This window comes from Arthrobacter sp. K5 (genome assembly GCF_040448525.1).
GTDB lineage: Bacteria > Actinomycetota > Actinomycetes > Actinomycetales > Micrococcaceae > Arthrobacter > Arthrobacter globiformis.
Genome location: NZ_CP159279.1, coordinates 4,526,917 through 4,541,622, shown reverse-complemented (window position 1 = coordinate 4,541,622; position 14,706 = coordinate 4,526,917). Strand labels below are relative to the sequence as shown.

Sequence of the window (14,706 nt, the reverse complement as noted above, 5' to 3'; positions counted from 1 at the left end):
CCGGGGACGGCCGGCGTCGTGCTTTAAATCGCCTTGGTAACGCCTCGCCGCCAACGCCGCCCAGGGCTTAGCGGCGGGACGCCCGTGCCCGCAGCACGACGGCGGCCAGGACGCCGCCTGCGGCGCCGCCGAGGTGGGCCTGCCAGGACACGTACCCTGCCACGTTCGGAATGATCCCGAAGAGGATGCTGCCGTAGGCCAGGAAGAGCACCACAGAGAGCAGGATCTGCCACCAGCTGCGGTTGAAGAACCCTCGCACCAGGAGAAACGCGAAGAGACCGAAGACCAGGCCGAACGAACCCACGGTGATCCCGCCGGCGCCAAACATCCAGACGGCCACCCCGGAGCCGAGCCAGCTGCAGGCAACGGCCGTGAGGAACACCCGGATCCCGGACAGAAACACCAGGAACCCGAAGATGATCAGCGGCAGCGCATTGGACATCACGTGGTTGAGGTTGGCGTGCAGCAGCGGGAAGGTGAACACGTCAAGGATGCCGTCGGCGCTTCTGGGCCTGAGCCCGAAGACGCCGTTCAGCGAGTGCAGCAGCACCGTGTTGAGCAGCTCGATGGCGAACAGCAGGACAACGAACGATCCCACCACCAGCAGCCCGCCCTTGGCGCGGGCGGCAGCTGTTTCCTTGGTGGCGGGCGCCTCCCCCGGGGTGTCCAGCATTGCGGCCCCTAGTGGACCACGATCGGCTGGAAGCCCTCCGCGCGCAGGGCGCCGAGGACCTGTTCGCCGTGCTCGTGGCCCTTGGTTTCAAGGTTCACCGTGATGGAGACGTCGCCCATGCTGATGGAACCGCCCACGCGGGTGTGGTCAAGGCCGGTCACGTTGGCGTCGTTCTCGGCGATGATGCGGGCGATCGTCGCCAGCGAGCCGGGGCGGTCATCGAGCATCATCCGCACGGTCATGTAGCGGCCGGCGGCGGAAAGGCCGCGCTGGATCACCTTCAACATCAGCATGGGGTCGATGTTGCCGCCGGACAGGACGACGGCGGTGGTTCCCGGGTTCTCGATCTTGCCATCCATGAGGGCAGCCACGCCCACGGCACCAGCGGGCTCCACCACCATCTTGGCGCGTTCCAGCAGGAAGATCAGGGCCCGCGCCAGCGAGTCTTCGCTGACGGTCACCACATCGTCCACGAGTTCGCGGATGATGCTGAACGGCAGCTGCCCGGGCCGGCCCACGGCGATGCCGTCGGCCATGGTGGACACCTTTTTGAGCGGCACCAGGGCGTCCGCTGCCAGCGACGGCGGGTAGGCGGCCGCGTTTTCCGCCTGGACGCCGATGATGCGGATTTCGCGGCCGAGTTCCTTCGCGCGGGCCTTGACGGCCACCGCAACTCCGGCGAGCAGCCCGCCGCCGCCGACCCCCATCAGGATGGTGTCGACGTTGGGCACCTGCTCGAGGATCTCCAGGCCCAGGGTGCCCTGGCCGGCCACAACGTCCACATTGTCGAAGGGGTGGACGAAGACTGCTCCGGTGTCGTCGGCATACCGCTGGGCCTCGGCAAGGGCCTCATCCACGTTGTGCCCGTGCAGGACCACCTCGGCGCCGTGGCTGCGCGTGGCGGCGAGCTTGGGCAGCGCCACGCCGAGCGGCATGTAGATCCGGGCCTTGATGCCCAGGCTCTTGGCCGCGACGGCCACGCCCTGCGCGTGGTTGCCGGCGGAGGCAGCCACCACCCCGCGCTTCTTATCCGATTCGGAGAGGCGCGCCATCCGCACGTAGGCGCCGCGCACCTTGAAGGAGCCGGCACGCTGCAGGTTCTCGCATTTGAAGTAGACCTCGCCGCCCACCATGGCGCCCAGTGCCCGGGATGACTCCACCGGGGTCCGCGCAATAATCCCGTCCAGCAGCTTCTGCGCCTCAAGGACATCGTCCAGCGTGACGGGAAGGCTTTCGGGGGTGTTCACGAACTATTCTCCTTTGGGTGATTCGACGTCGGCACCGGGGGCGGCGTTGCCGCCCGGGGCGCCGTGTGTGGTGCCGGCAGGTTTGCCGTGGCCGGAATGCGAGCCCGGCAGCCGGACGTCCCTGAAGGTGTTGTCCTCATCGGCAGAGCCCAGGTCTGCAGTACCCGCGGCGGCCGGCACAAGTTCATGTTCCCACGTTCTGGCAGCAATATACCGAATCGCCGAGTTTGCTACGGCCAGGATGGGGACCGAGAACAGCGCCCCGGGGATGCCTGCGAGGTAGGAACCGGCGGCAACGGACATGATCACGGCCACCGGATGCAGGGCCACAGCCTTGCCCATGACCAGCGGCTGCAGGATGTGGCTTTCCAGCTGCTGCACCAGCAGCACGATGCCCAGCATGATCAGGGCGTTGACCGGGCCGTTGGCCACCAGGGCCAGCAGCACCGCGATGGCGCCCGTCACGAGCGCACCGACCACTGGGATGAAGGAACCGATGAACACCAGCACGGCCAGCGGCAAGGCCAGCGGAACTCCGATGATCGCCGCGCCGACGCCGATGCCCACGGCGTCCACGAAAGCCACGAACATCTGGATCCGCGCGTAGCTGACCATGGACGCCCACCCGCGCCGGCCGGCGCCGTCGGCGGGGATCCGCGCCTGCCGCGGCAGGAGCCGGACCAGGAAGGACCAGATGCGGCTGCCTTCGAGGAGGAAGAAGATCAGGATGAACAGAGCCAGGATCAGCCCCGCCGCGAAGTGGCCTGCGGTGCTCCCGAACGACAGGGCGCCGCTCAGGATGCTGCTGCTGTTGTTCTGCAGCGCGGCCGTGGCCTCCTGGATGTACTGGTCGATCTGGGCGGCGGTCAGGTGCAGCGGGCCCTCGGCCAGCCAGTCCTGGACCTGCTGGACACCTGTCAGCGCCTCGCTCCACAGCTCCTGGAAACCGAGGGCCAACTGCCGGCCGACGAGGGCCAGGGAACCGGCGATGAGGCCGATGAAGCCCAGGACGGTGATGGCGACGGCGGCCCCGTTGGGCACGCGCGACTCCCGCAGCCACCTCACCACGGGGCTCAGCAGGCCGGCCAGCAGCGCAGCGACCATAACGGGAATGATGAGGAAGCTGACCTTGGCCAGCAGCCAGACCAGGGCCCCGATGACCAGCAGGATCAGCCCCAGCCGCCAGGCCCATGCCGCCGCAATGCGCACCCCGTAGGGAATGTCCTGTTCAAGGTCACGGTCCGTCCGGATGCGCCGGGGCTCCAGGCGTTCGAAGGGAGCGCGCCCGGAGGGCCGGCCCGCGTTTGCGGTGCTCGCCCTGCCGGCGGCGCTGGCGCTGCCTGCCGGGCTGGCGCTGGCACTCGCTCTGGCGCTCGTGTTGGCGGCGTCGTCTGGTGTGGCGTCCTTTGCTGGCGTCATAGCCCAATACTTCCCTAGCCGCCCTGCTATGGGAAACGCGCCACGGCCCGACTGTGCACTGCCCTGGCCGGGTACTGCCTGGTCAGGCCCCGGCGAGGTCGGCGCGGATGCCCCAGGTGATGGTGAACGAGTCCCCGGGCGCCAGCCAGCGGAGGCTGTCCCCCGAGTTAAAGGCATTCGCCGGCCCTGTCATCGGTTCCAGTGCCACAGCCGCCGCCCGGCCCGGGTAGATGCGGCTGACAAACACGTGGACGAACGGGCAGGTCTCGTCCTGCCACAGGCTGACGCTGCGGCCGTCCGGCGCGGTCAGCGTGTGACGGGCGATCCCGCCGTCGAACGCCAGATCGGTCAGGGCGGCGTCGAGATCCAGGTCCCCCACCGTCCTCCCCTTCCGCAGGTCGCTGTCCGCCGAGACGGGTGCGGAGCTGCGCGGGATGAGCCGCTCGTCCGCCACCAGCCGCGTTGCGGCATTGACAGTCAGCGTGAGCTCCTCGGAGGGCACGTCGCCGATCCGGAGGTATGGGTGCGCCCCGAGCACGAAAGGCGCCTCGGTCTCGGAATCGTTGACCAGCGTTTGCCGCACCTCCAGGCCCAGGTCCTCGGCCAAGGAGTACTCCACACGGTGCCGCACGAGGAAGGGGTAGCCGTGCTGGGGGAACACCGGAGCCTCGAGCGTCACGGCAAATTCGGATTCCGCGACCAGGGAGTATGCCGCGTTGCGCAGGAGCCCGTGGCTTGCGTTGTTTTTGGAAACCTCGGTGATGTCCAACTGCTGCTTCTTGCCGTTCAGGCGCCAGACGCCGTCTTCCACCCTGTTCGCCCAGGGCGCCAGGGTTATCCCGGTGGCGCCGGGCGGAATGTCGGAATCCCCGTAGGACTCCGTCAGCTGGACGTCCCCGCGGCCGTACCACCGCAGCCCGGCAGCGAGCTCGGTGACCACGGCGAGCGCGTCACCGCGCCTGAGCTCGTACTGCCTGCCCGTGGCGTAGCGCCTCGAAGTCGTTGGGGAATCACTCGCCGTCGGGGCATGGCTGCCCGTGGCGGAATGGCTGGTTTCGGAAGTCGCGCCGGAAGTCATGGACCTACGGTACAACGCGCGCACCAGCCTGCGTGCTACCGCCGACGGGGACAATGTTTGTTATTTTTTGTTAGAAAGTATTTGTTTTTGATCGCTTTGTGCCACAATAGGAGCAGCCACAAACAGTGACCGGGCCCACATAGCCTGCCCGCACTCAGTCCGCGAGGAAAGGAGGAGCAACATGCTCGCAACACAGCGGCAGCACCTCATCCTCCAGGAACTCGATGCGGAAGGCACGGTCCGCGTCGCGGCACTCGCGGACCTGCTCCGTGTCTCCGAGATGACCGTCCGGCGCGACATCGATGCGCTCGATGCCGAAGGCCTGCTGCTGCGGGTTCACGGCGGTGCCACACGCCCTGCCGCGTTCAGCGCCGTCGAACCGGGCTTCGGCGCAAAGTCGGCCCGGGAAGCAGACGCGAAACGGGCCATCGCCGCGGAGGCCCTCATGCTGCTCCGGCCCGGCATGACCCTGCTGGTTTCCGGCGGCACCACCACCCACGAGCTGGCGCGGCTACTCCCCCGGGATCTCGGGCTCACGGTGGCCACCAACTCCCTCATGGCAGCCAGCGCGCTGGCGGCAGCCGGTGACGGCGGCATCCGCACCGTGGTCCTGGGCGGCCAGCGCACACCGTCCGAGGCCCTTGTCGGCCCGGTCACGGTGCACGCCCTGGACAACCTGCACGCCGACCTCTGCTTCATGGGCGTGCACGGCTTCGACCCCACGGCCGGCATCACCTCGCCAAACCTCCTCGAGTCCGAGGTCAACGCCGCCATGATCGCGGCATCGGACCAGCTGGCAGTACTCGCCGACGCCACCAAGTACGGGACCGTGGGGCTGGCCGGGATCGCCCCGCTGTCCGCCGTCGGCACCCTCATCACCGACGACCGGATCAGCACAGGCCCCGCCGGCACTGCCGCCGAGGAGCTGCTGCGGCAGTCCGTCGGCGAACTGCGGCTGGCACACATACCCCCGGCCTCCCAACCAGGTAGCAGCTCAGGGCGTTCCCACGGCTGGGAGCCCCCTGAAGTGCTACCTAGTTGGGACCACGACCCCCTTCCCGACCGCCCCACCAGCCTCCCGGACGGCCAGACGCCGGCTACCGCGTTCAAAGGAAATGACGCATGACCCATATCACCAGCACCCACCTCGCCGACGGCCGCGAATTGCTCTACTTCGACGACGCCGGCTCGCCCCGCCCGCGGTCGGTGGAGCTCACCCAGGACCGCCGGGATCTCCCGGCCCGCGGGGAGCCCGGCGAAGTCCGGTATGACGCACTGACCGGCGAATGGGTTGCAGTGGCCGCGCACCGGCAGACGCGCACCCACCTGCCGCCGGCGGACCAGTGCCCCATCTGCCCCACCACAGACGCCAACCCGTCGGAGATCCCCGCACCGGACTACGACGTCGTGGTGTTCGAAAACCGATTCCCCTCCCTGGGCCCGGCCCTTGGCCCGGTCCCCGCCAGCCCGGGCTGGGGAACCGCGGGCCCGGCCTTCGGGCGCTGCGAGGTGGTCACCTTCACCCCGGAACACACGGGATCGTTCAGCGGCCTGAGCGAAACCCGTGCCCGCACAGTGGTGGAGGCCTGGTCGCACCGGACGGCCGCCCTCAGCGCGTTGCCCGGCATCAAGCAGGTTTTCCCGTTCGAGAACCGTGGCGCGGACATCGGCGTCACCCTGCACCACCCGCACGGCCAGATTTACGCCTACCCCTATGTCACGCCGCGCGCCGCCGTCATGGGCTCAGCCGCGCGCAGGTTTTATGACGACGCCGATGGGCGGCAAACACTGACAGGCTCGCTGCTGCGCGCCGAACGGGAGGACGGCAGCCGGATGGTGCTGGAAAGCGACAGCTTCAGTGCCTACGTTCCGTTCGCCGCCCGGTGGCCGCTGGAGATCCACCTCGTACCGCACCGCCAGGTCCCGGATCTGGCGGGGCTGACCGGGGAGGAGAAGGACGAACTGGCCCACGTCTACCTCGACCTGCTCAAGCGCTTCGACGCCCTCTACCCCACCCCGACGCCCTACATTTCGGCCTGGCACCAGGCCCCGGTGGATGACCTGCTGCGCCCCGCAAGCTACCTCCACCTGCAGCTGACCTCCCCGCGCCGTGCGGCGGACAAGCTCAAGTTCCTGGCCGGCTCCGAGGCGGCCATGGGTGCCTTCATCAACGACACCACCCCCGAACAGGTGGCAGAGCGGCTCCGCTCGGTCACCGTTCCGGCATCCCCGGCCGAGGCGCTCGCTCCGGCCGCGCCCGGCCTCATCGAACAAGGCGTTACCGAACCAGACCTCATCGAAGGAGCCCACGCATGACCGCCCCCGCCACCACCGACCTCGAGGCCCGGTTCCATGCCGCATTCGGCCGCCAGCCCGACGGCGTGTGGCAGGCTCCCGGCCGGGTCAACCTGATCGGCGAGCACACAGACTACAACGAGGGCTTCGTGCTGCCTTTCGCCATCGACCGGACCGCCCGGGTGGCCGTGGGGGTCCGCCCCGATTCCACCATCCGGCTGCTCTCCACCTACGGCGACCAGGGAATCACGACGGCGGACACAGCTTCGCTGCAGCCCGGGACAGCCAAGGGCTGGACCAAGTATCCGCTGGGCGTCATCTGGTCCCTGCAGCAGCGCGGCATCGACGTCCCGGGCCTGGACCTGCTGCTGGACTCCGACGTGCCCCTCGGCGCCGGGCTGTCCTCTTCGCACGCCATTGAATGCGCCGCGATCTCGGCACTCAACGACCTCACTGGAGCAGGCATGGGCCCGGAGGACATGGTCCTGGCCACCCAGCGTGCGGAGAACGACTTTGTCGGCGCACCCACGGGCATCATGGACCAGTCAGCCTCGCTGCGCGGTTCCAAGGGCCACGCCGTGTTCCTGGACTGCCGGGACCAGAGTGTCCAACTGGTTCCCTTCGAGGCCGAGGCGGCCGGCCTGGTCCTGCTGGTCATCGACACCAAGGTGTCCCATTCCCATGCCGACGGCGGCTACGCTTCCCGCCGGGCGTCCTGCGAACTGGGCGCCGAGGTGCTGGGCGTCAAGGCGCTCCGGGACGTCACTCCCGGTGATCTGGAGGAGGCCAGCGGCCTGCTGGACGAGGTCACATTCCGCCGCGTGCGGCACGTGGTCACCGAGAACGACCGCGTGCTGCAGACCGTGGAATTCCTGGGGCAACAGGGCCCGTCGGCGATCGGCGCCCTGCTCGACGCCAGCCATGCGTCCATGCGCGACGACTTTGAGATCTCGTGCGCCGAACTGGATCTCGCCGCCGATACCTCCCGGGCCAACGGCGCCATCGGCGCCCGGATGACCGGCGGCGGTTTTGGCGGCGCCGCCATCGCACTGACCCCGGCGAGCGAGGAGCAGCAGGTGCGTACCGCCGTCGTACGGGCCTTCGCGGAGGCGGGGTACACCGCGCCGGACATCTTCACGGTCACCCCGGCCGCCGGGGCGATGCGGCTGGTGTAGCTGCTGCTACACCCTGCTCGGGGCGTAGGCTGGTCGCATGCCTGAAGCAGTCATTGTTTCAACCGCCAGGAGCCCGATCGGGCGCGCTTTCAAAGGGTCGCTGAAGGACGAGCGGCCGGACGACCTGGCGGCGGCCATGGTCGGCGCGGCGCTGGCCAAACTGCCGGCGTTCGACCCCACCGGAGACAGCGGGCCGGGCCTGGACGACCTGTACCTCGGGTGCGCCGAACCGAGCGGCGAAGCGGGCTCCAACATGGCCCGTGTCGTCACCATCCTCACGGGCCTGGACAACGTGCCCGCCGCCACCGTCAACAGGTTCTGCGCCTCGAGCCTGCAGACCCTCCGGATGGCCTTCCACGCCATCCGGGCGGGCGAGGGCCAGGCGTTCGTGGCGGCCGGCGTCGAAGCCGTGTCGCGCTACCAGGACTGGGCCGGGGCCGGCGAAACCGGGGCCCGGAACCACAACCCGCTGTTCGAGCCGGCCCGCCAGCGCACGGCCGCGCGGGCCGAGTCGAACACGCCCTGGACGGATCCGCGGCTGGGCGGCCGCATGCCGGACATCTATATCGCCATGGGCCAGACAGCCGAGAACGTGGCCACTTCCTACGGCGTCAGCCGTGCGGACCAGGACGAATGGGCCGTGCTGAGCCAGAACCGGGCCGAGGCCGCGATCGCCTCGGGCTTCTATGCCCGCGAGATCACGCCGTATGAGCGGCGCGACGGCACGGTGGTGGACCGGGACGATTCACCGCGGCCGGGTGTGACCCTCGACGCCGTCAGTGCTCTGCAGCCGGTCTTCCGCCGGGAGGGAACCGTCACGGCAGGCAATGCGTGCCCGCTCAATGACGGCGCCGCCGCCCTGGTGGTCATGAGCTACGACCTGGCCAGGGACCTGGGGCTGGAGCCGCTGGCCCGGATCGTCTCCACCGCGGCCACAGCCTTGTCCCCCGAGCTGATGGGGATGGGGCCGGTGGAAGCCTCACGGCAGGCGCTGGCCCGCGCGCGCCTGGACATGCGGGACATCGACCTTGTGGAGCTCAACGAGGCCTTCGCCGTGCAGGTGGTGGCCAGCGCCCGCGAGCTGAAAATCGACCCCGCGAGGCTCAACGTCCACGGCGGTGCCATCGCCCTGGGCCATCCGTTCGGCATGACCGGGGCCCGCATGACCACCACGCTGCTTAATGGCCTGCGCGAGACGGACGGAACGATGGGCCTCGCCACCCTCTGCGTCGGCGGCGGGCAGGGCATGGCCGTGGTGTTGGAGCGCCTCACCTAGCCGCCCGCTTTGGACAAACTCCAGCCTTAAACGCGGGAGTGGGCCCCGCCGGTTGGCGGGGCCCACTCCCTAATGAACGTACGAACCTTGAAGCGTACGACGGCGGTCTGCCGGCTTGGGCGTTAGTCGTCGCCTCGGAGGATGGCCAGCAGGCGGATGATTTCCACATACAGCCACACGAGCGTGACGGTCAGGCCGAAGGCGGCAGTCCACGAGAAACGCTCCGGCGCTCCGCTGCGGACGCCCGCCTCGATGCTGGTGAAGTCCATGATTAGCGAGAAGGCAGCGAGGCCGATCGCGAGCAGGCCGATGAAGACGCCCAGCGGAATGCCTGCGATCTCCATGCTCGTGCGCAGGCCGAAGGGGGAGTCCACCGCGCCGGTCCACATCATGACCATATTGATCAGGGCGAAGACCGCGTAGCCGATGGTGGCAATCATGAAGAAGCGCATCGCCTTGGGGGTGGCACGGACCTTGCCGCTCTTGAAGAGCACCAGGGTCACGGCGAAGACCGACAGCGTGCCGATGACCGCCTGCAGGCCGACGCCCGGGTACATGCCGTCAAGGATGCGGGTCAGGCCGCCGAGGAACAGGCCCTCGAGGGCTGCATAGGCCAGGATGAGGGCCGGCGACGGCTGCTTCTTGAACGTGTTGACGAGGGCCAGCACAAAGCCGCCCAGCGCGCCGACGATCATCAGCAGGCTGGCGAGGGGCAGCGCCACGACCAGCGTGACGGCGGCGCCGGCCACCACGGCCGCGAGGCAGATGGCGGTCTTGACGATGACGTCGTCGAAGGTCATCCGCCCGGTTTCGGACGGCCCGGCGGCAGGCCGGTTGTACATCTGCTGCAGCTGGTCGTTGGACATGTTCTGCTGCTGTGACATCCAGCCGGACTGTGCATCCATGACCTGGCCCGGGGCGCGGCCCTGGCCGTACGCCGGCTGGCCGAACTGGTTCTGACCGTAGTTGTTGCCGTACGCCTGCGGGACAGGCGGTGCCTGGGTGGCTCCACGGAAATTCTTTCCGTTGAAGATCGGGTTTCCGCCAAGTGCCATTGCGGGTGTCCTCCATGTCTGGGGTCGGGTGATGAATCTACTGGTCACGCTATCAATTTCCACGGACCAGCGGCACGGAAAGTTCCTGCTGGTGACGCGGGATTTCAGTTGTTACCGGATCGCTATCTGATGGCCAGCTCCGCCCACGCGGTTTGTACTGCTTGCGCTGTACGATAAGCGGGTCAGGGTGACGAATATCACAGCTAGTCAATACCCGCTCCACCAGCAATGATATCCGGCGCCCTCCGTTCGCAGCGGCTGCAATGAGGCAGCCGCAACCACCCCCACGTGGAGGTTTTCAATTTGAGACGCACACCGAGAGGGCTGCCTATCCGGCGGCCGGCCGGGCTGCTGAAGGTTTGGGGGGCCATTGCCTCCGCCGTCGTGGCACTTCTGCTGGTCGCAGCGCCGGCATCGCAGGCAGGCACGCCAGCTCCGACACCACCCCCGTCGAACCAGCAGTTCCAGGACACCATCAGCGGCTTCCTCCGCGACGATACACGGCGCCCCATCGAAGGCGTCAAGATCACCGCCAAGAGCGGGACCTTCACCGGGGAGGCAACCTCGGGCGCCAACGGGTCGTGGCGGATCGGCGTTCCCAGCCAGGGGACCTACGAGATCCAGCTGGACGAATCCACGCTTCCGGAAGGCATCAAGCTCGCCGAAGGCCAGTCGAATCCCCGGACCGTCACGTTCAGCCAGACGTCAAACCTCTCCGTCATCTTCGCGTTCGGCAAAGGCATCGTTGTGCAGCAGCAGGACTTCGGCCAGAACCTGCTCAACAGGCTCGTGGCCGGCCTTAGCTTCGGCCTTTTGCTCGCCCTCGCTTCAGTGGGCCTGTCCCTGATCTTCGGCACCACCGGGCTCACCAACTTCGCGCACGGCGAGATGGTGACCCTGGGCGCCGTGCTGGTCTTCGGGTTCAGCGCCATGAACCTGCCCTTCTGGCTGGCCATCATCCTGGCCCTGCTCGGCGGCGGACTCTTCGGCTACGCGCAGGACGCCGGGCTTTGGCGGCCGCTGCGCCGCCGCGGCACCGGCCTGGTGCCCATGATGATTGTCAGCATCGGCCTGGCCCTGGCGGTCCGCTACATCATCCAGTTCTACTTCGGCGGAGCCACGCAGCAGCTGCCGTTCGCGCAGAGCGCGGAAGTCCAGCTCGGCCCGGTCTCCATCTCCCCCAACAACCTGTGGTCCCTGGTCATCAGCGCCGTCGTCATCGCCCTCATCGGCATGGTGCTGCTGAAGACGCGGCTGGGCAAGGCCACCCGGGCCGTGGCCGACAACCCCGCGCTGGCCGCCGCCTCCGGAATCGACGTCGACGGCGTCATCCGCCTGGTCTGGATCACGGGCGGCATGCTGGCCTCACTCGGGGGCATCCTCTGGGCTTATTACCGCCCGGGCGTCACGTTCGACATGGGCTCGCAGATCCTGCTGCTCATCTTCGCCGGCGTGACCCTCGGCGGCCTCGGCACCGTCTTCGGCGCCCTGGTCGGATCCATCATCGTCGGCATCTTCGTCGAACTGACCACCGTGTTCGGCCTCGCGGCCGACCTCAAATACGTGGGAGCACTCTTCATCATGATCGTTGTCCTCTTGTTCCGGCCCCAGGGCATCCTGGGCCGCCGCGAGCGCGTGGGTTAGGAGACAGCCATGGACTTCGGATTCATCCTCTCCAGCGCAGCCAGTGAAATTTTCAGTCCGACGACGGCGGCGTACGCACTCGCCGCGCTCGGCCTCGCCGTGCACTTCGGCTACTCGGGCCTGCTGAACTTTGGCCAGGCCGGCTTCATGGCGGTCGGGGCCTACGGCTTCGCCATCTCGACGCTCACCTTCCGGGTGCCCTTCTTTATCGGCCTCCTGATCGCCGTCATCTGTTCCGTGCTTTTTGCGTTGGTGCTGGGCATTCCCACCCTCCGTCTACGGGCGGACTACCTGGCCATCGTCACTATTGCGGCGGCGGAAATCGTCCGCTACGTCGTCACCACCAACCAGCTCACGTCCGTGACCGGTTCGGCCAACGGGCTCGCCGCCTTCGAGGGCGGGTTCTATTCGATGAACCCCTTCCCGGAGGGCTCCTACTTCGGTATGAACAACCGTGACTTCTTCATCCGGGTGGTCGGCTGGGGACTCGTGGCCATCGGCTGCGTGCTCGTCTGGCTCCTCATGCGCAGCCCCTGGGGCCGCGTGCTGAAAGGCATCCGCGAGGACGAGAACGCGGTGCGCTCACTCGGCAAGAACGTCTACGCCCACAAGATGCAGGCGCTGGTGATCGGCGGCACCTTCGGCGCACTGGCCGGGATGATCTTCACGCTCCCGCGCGGCGCCGTGCAGCCCGCCAACTACGGCACCGAGCTGACATTCTTCCTGTGGACCTGCCTCCTGCTGGGCGGCATGGCCACGGTCCTGGGGCCGGTGATCGGCGCCATGATCTTCTGGGTGGTCCTGTCCCTCACGCAGGGCGTCCTGTACGGGCTGATCGAATCCGGCGCGGTGACCTGGCTCACCACTGTCCAGGCCGGCCAGCTGCGCTACATCCTGGTGGGCATCGCCCTGATGCTGCTGATGATTTTCAGGCCGCAGGGTGTCTTCGGCAATAAGAAGGAGCTGGCGTTCGCATGAGCAAGCACAGCGAAGAATCAATGGAAGCGGGCGTCGACTACATGACGGACGCCCGGCCGATCGCCGTCGGGGAGAACACCCCCGGCTGCAAGAAGCGGGACGCGATCGTCGTCGCCGAAAACGTCACCCGCAGCTTCGGCGGCATCAACGCCGTCGACGTCGAATACCTGGAAATCCCGCGGCACAAGATCACCGCCCTGATCGGCCCCAACGGGGCCGGCAAGACCACCCTGTTCAACCTGCTCACCGGCTTTGACACACCGAACTCCGGCAAGTGGCAGTTCGAGGGCCAGAGCATCGCCGGGGTGTCCTCCTACAAGGTGGCCCGGATGGGGATGGTGCGCACGTTCCAGCTCACCAAGGTCATGGGCAAGCTGACCGTCATGGAAAACATGCGGCTCGGCGCGTCCAACCAGCCGGGCGAGAGGCTGTCCAAGGCCCTGTTCAAGAACATCTGGGGCGGCCGCGAAAAGGAGATCACCGAGCACGCCAATGTCCTGCTGGAGAAGTTCAAGCTCGACACCAAGAAGGACGACTACGCGGCGTCGCTGTCCGGCGGCCAGCGCAAACTGCTGGAAATGGCCCGCTCCCTGATGGTTCGGCCCAAGCTGGTGATGCTGGATGAACCGATGGCAGGGGTCAACCCGGCACTGACGCAGTCGTTGCTGGATCACATCAAGAACCTCAAGTCCGAGGGCATGACCGTCCTCTTCGTGGAACACGACATGCATATGGTCCGGCACATCGCGGACTGGGTGGTGGTCATGGCCGAAGGCAAGATCGTGGCCGAGGGACCCCCGGTCGATGTCATGAAGGACCCCGCCGTCATCGACGCCTATCTGGGCGCCCACCATGACGTCGATCTCGGCGACACCGAGGGCATCAAGGCGCTTGAGCAGGAACTCGCGGCAGACGAGGAATCGATCGTCGGCACCGAGGACGCGGGCATCATCGCGGTGGACATCGTGGCGCCCACGATCACCGAAGCAGGCCCGGCCACCAAAGCCGCCCCGGATACCCGACGCACAGACGACGGACGGACAGACGCCGGATCCACAGCTGTCGGCCAGCCAGAAAAGGACAAGGAATGAGTGCCACGAGCGCGGCCCCGGCCGCAAGCAACGCAGCCGCGGACGGCGCCGTCGTCAAGGTCACCGATCTGGTGGCCGGCTACCTTCCCGGCGTCAACATCCTCAACGGGTGCAGCATCGAGGCCCGGAAGGGCGAACTGATTGGCATTATCGGCCCGAACGGGGCCGGCAAGTCCACACTGCTGAAAGCCATGTTCGGCCTGGTGAAGGTGCACTCCGGATCCGTGGTGGTCAGGGGCCAGGACCTCACAGGGCTCAAGGCGAACAAGCTGGTGACCCAGGGCGTTGGTTTCGTGCCCCAGACCAACAACGTCTTCTCCACCCTCACCATCGAGGAAAACATGCAGATGGGCATGTTCCAGCGGCCCAAGGACTTCGCGGAGCGCTTCGACTTCGTCACCAGCCTTTTCCCGGAACTGGGTAAACGCAGGGCGCAGCGTGCGGGCTCGCTGTCCGGAGGCGAACGGCAGATGGTGGCCATGGGGCGGGCCCTGATGATGGAGCCGGCAGTGCTGCTGCTGGACGAACCCTCGGCGGGCCTCTCCCCCGTCAAGCAGGATGAGACCTTCCTGCGCGTGCACGAGATCAACCGTGCCGGGGTGTCCGTCATCATGGTGGAACAGAACGCCCGCCGCTGCCTTCAGATCTGCGACCGCGGCTACGTCCTGGACCAGGGCAGAGATGCCTACACCGGCACGGGCCGTGAGCTCATGAAGGACCCGAAGGTCATCCAGCTGTACCTCGGCACGCTGGCCGACGAGGACTAACTGCCCCA

At 67.6% G+C, this 14,706-nt stretch carries 13 protein-coding genes; 8 read left to right on the top strand and 5 right to left on the bottom strand.

Annotation, left to right across the window (positions count from 1 at the left end; all coding sequences use genetic code 11):
- Positions 1 to 67: 67 nt before the first annotated feature.
- From ABRP34_RS20715 to ABRP34_RS20700, 4 genes are all read right to left on the bottom strand, one after another.
- The gene (locus ABRP34_RS20715) at positions 68 to 673 is read right to left on the bottom strand and encodes a rhomboid family intramembrane serine protease (RefSeq protein WP_353711616.1); all 606 of its coding nucleotides are present in this window, start codon (positions 671 to 673) and stop codon (positions 68 to 70) included.
- 8 nt (positions 674 to 681) lie between these two features.
- The gene (gene ilvA / locus ABRP34_RS20710) at positions 682 to 1,920 is read right to left on the bottom strand and encodes a threonine ammonia-lyase (protein ID WP_003798029.1); all 1,239 of its coding nucleotides are present in this window, start codon (positions 1,918 to 1,920) and stop codon (positions 682 to 684) included.
- A 3-nt stretch (positions 1,921 to 1,923) separates the two neighbouring features.
- The gene (locus tag ABRP34_RS20705) at positions 1,924 to 3,339 is read right to left on the bottom strand and encodes an AI-2E family transporter (RefSeq protein WP_353711615.1); all 1,416 of its coding nucleotides are present in this window, start codon (positions 3,337 to 3,339) and stop codon (positions 1,924 to 1,926) included.
- 82 nt (positions 3,340 to 3,421) lie between these two features.
- Positions 3,422 to 4,417 (bottom strand): aldose 1-epimerase family protein, encoded by a 996-nt coding sequence (locus ABRP34_RS20700; protein ID WP_353711614.1) that lies wholly within the window; start codon positions 4,415 to 4,417, stop codon positions 3,422 to 3,424.
- A 181-nt stretch (positions 4,418 to 4,598) separates the two neighbouring features.
- Between ABRP34_RS20700 and ABRP34_RS20695 the strand changes: the two genes are divergently transcribed.
- The 4 genes from ABRP34_RS20695 to ABRP34_RS20680 are packed head-to-tail and all read left to right on the top strand — an operon-like array spanning position 4,599 to position 9,163.
- Positions 4,599 to 5,543, top strand: coding sequence for a DeoR/GlpR family DNA-binding transcription regulator (locus tag ABRP34_RS20695; protein ID WP_353711613.1), 945 nt, complete (start codon positions 4,599 to 4,601; stop codon positions 5,541 to 5,543).
- Positions 5,540 to 6,733 carry a galactose-1-phosphate uridylyltransferase gene (galT, locus tag ABRP34_RS20690; RefSeq protein ID WP_353711612.1) on the top strand — a complete coding sequence of 398 codons (1,194 nt, stop codon included), beginning with the start codon at positions 5,540 to 5,542 and terminating at the stop codon, positions 6,731 to 6,733. Before ABRP34_RS20695 ends, galT begins: the two co-directional genes overlap by 4 nt.
- The gene (gene galK, locus ABRP34_RS20685) at positions 6,730 to 7,887 is read left to right on the top strand and encodes a galactokinase (protein ID WP_353711611.1); all 1,158 of its coding nucleotides are present in this window, start codon (positions 6,730 to 6,732) and stop codon (positions 7,885 to 7,887) included. Before galT ends, galK begins: the two co-directional genes overlap by 4 nt.
- 37 nt (positions 7,888 to 7,924) lie before the next feature.
- Positions 7,925 to 9,163, top strand: a complete 1,239-nt coding sequence (locus ABRP34_RS20680; protein ID WP_353711610.1) for an acetyl-CoA C-acetyltransferase — start codon at positions 7,925 to 7,927, stop codon at positions 9,161 to 9,163.
- Between the two features lie 122 nt (positions 9,164 to 9,285).
- Here the strand turns inward: ABRP34_RS20680 and ABRP34_RS20675 are convergent, their stop codons facing one another.
- Positions 9,286 to 10,218, bottom strand: coding sequence for a Bax inhibitor-1/YccA family protein (locus ABRP34_RS20675; RefSeq protein WP_353711609.1), 933 nt, complete (start codon positions 10,216 to 10,218; stop codon positions 9,286 to 9,288).
- Between the two features lie 348 nt (positions 10,219 to 10,566).
- On the opposite strand from ABRP34_RS20675, the gene ABRP34_RS20670 reads away from it, so the two are divergent.
- Genes ABRP34_RS20670 through ABRP34_RS20655 form a run of 4 tightly spaced genes read left to right on the top strand, consistent with a single transcriptional unit; the run spans position 10,567 to position 14,698 of the window.
- Positions 10,567 to 11,862: a branched-chain amino acid ABC transporter permease gene (locus ABRP34_RS20670; RefSeq protein WP_043417658.1), complete on the top strand. Its 1,296-nt coding sequence runs from the start codon at positions 10,567 to 10,569 to the stop codon at positions 11,860 to 11,862.
- Between the two features lie 9 nt (positions 11,863 to 11,871).
- Complete coding sequence (locus ABRP34_RS20665; RefSeq protein ID WP_353711608.1) at positions 11,872 to 12,840, top strand: branched-chain amino acid ABC transporter permease; 969 nt, start codon at positions 11,872 to 11,874, stop codon at positions 12,838 to 12,840.
- Positions 12,837 to 13,931 (top strand): ABC transporter ATP-binding protein, encoded by a 1,095-nt coding sequence (locus ABRP34_RS20660; RefSeq protein ID WP_353711607.1) that lies wholly within the window; start codon positions 12,837 to 12,839, stop codon positions 13,929 to 13,931. Before ABRP34_RS20665 ends, ABRP34_RS20660 begins: the two co-directional genes overlap by 4 nt.
- The gene (locus tag ABRP34_RS20655) at positions 13,928 to 14,698 is read left to right on the top strand and encodes an ABC transporter ATP-binding protein (RefSeq protein WP_353711606.1); all 771 of its coding nucleotides are present in this window, start codon (positions 13,928 to 13,930) and stop codon (positions 14,696 to 14,698) included. Before ABRP34_RS20660 ends, ABRP34_RS20655 begins: the two co-directional genes overlap by 4 nt.
- Positions 14,699 to 14,706: the final 8 nt, after the last annotated feature.

Bases quoted from the DNA above. Each gene is read 5' to 3' on its own strand.
- ABRP34_RS20665 (WP_353711608.1), top strand. From the start codon at position 11,872: ATGGACTTCGGATTCATCCTCTCCAGCGCAGCCAGTGAAATTTTCAGT.
- galT (WP_353711612.1), top strand. From the start codon at position 5,540: ATGACCCATATCACCAGCACCCACCTCGCCGACGGCCGCGAATTGCTC.
- ABRP34_RS20695 (WP_353711613.1), top strand. From the start codon at position 4,599: ATGCTCGCAACACAGCGGCAGCACCTCATCCTCCAGGAACTCGATGCG.
- ABRP34_RS20705 (WP_353711615.1), bottom strand. From the start codon at position 3,339: ATGACGCCAGCAAAGGACGCCACACCAGACGACGCCGCCAACACGAGC.
- galK (WP_353711611.1), top strand. From the start codon at position 6,730: ATGACCGCCCCCGCCACCACCGACCTCGAGGCCCGGTTCCATGCCGCA.
- ABRP34_RS20655 (WP_353711606.1), top strand. From the start codon at position 13,928: ATGAGTGCCACGAGCGCGGCCCCGGCCGCAAGCAACGCAGCCGCGGAC.
- ABRP34_RS20700 (WP_353711614.1), bottom strand. From the start codon at position 4,417: ATGACTTCCGGCGCGACTTCCGAAACCAGCCATTCCGCCACGGGCAGC.
- ABRP34_RS20660 (WP_353711607.1), top strand. From the start codon at position 12,837: ATGAGCAAGCACAGCGAAGAATCAATGGAAGCGGGCGTCGACTACATG.
- ABRP34_RS20675 (WP_353711609.1), bottom strand. From the start codon at position 10,218: ATGGCACTTGGCGGAAACCCGATCTTCAACGGAAAGAATTTCCGTGGA.
- ABRP34_RS20680 (WP_353711610.1), top strand. From the start codon at position 7,925: ATGCCTGAAGCAGTCATTGTTTCAACCGCCAGGAGCCCGATCGGGCGC.
- ABRP34_RS20715 (WP_353711616.1), bottom strand. From the start codon at position 673: ATGCTGGACACCCCGGGGGAGGCGCCCGCCACCAAGGAAACAGCTGCC.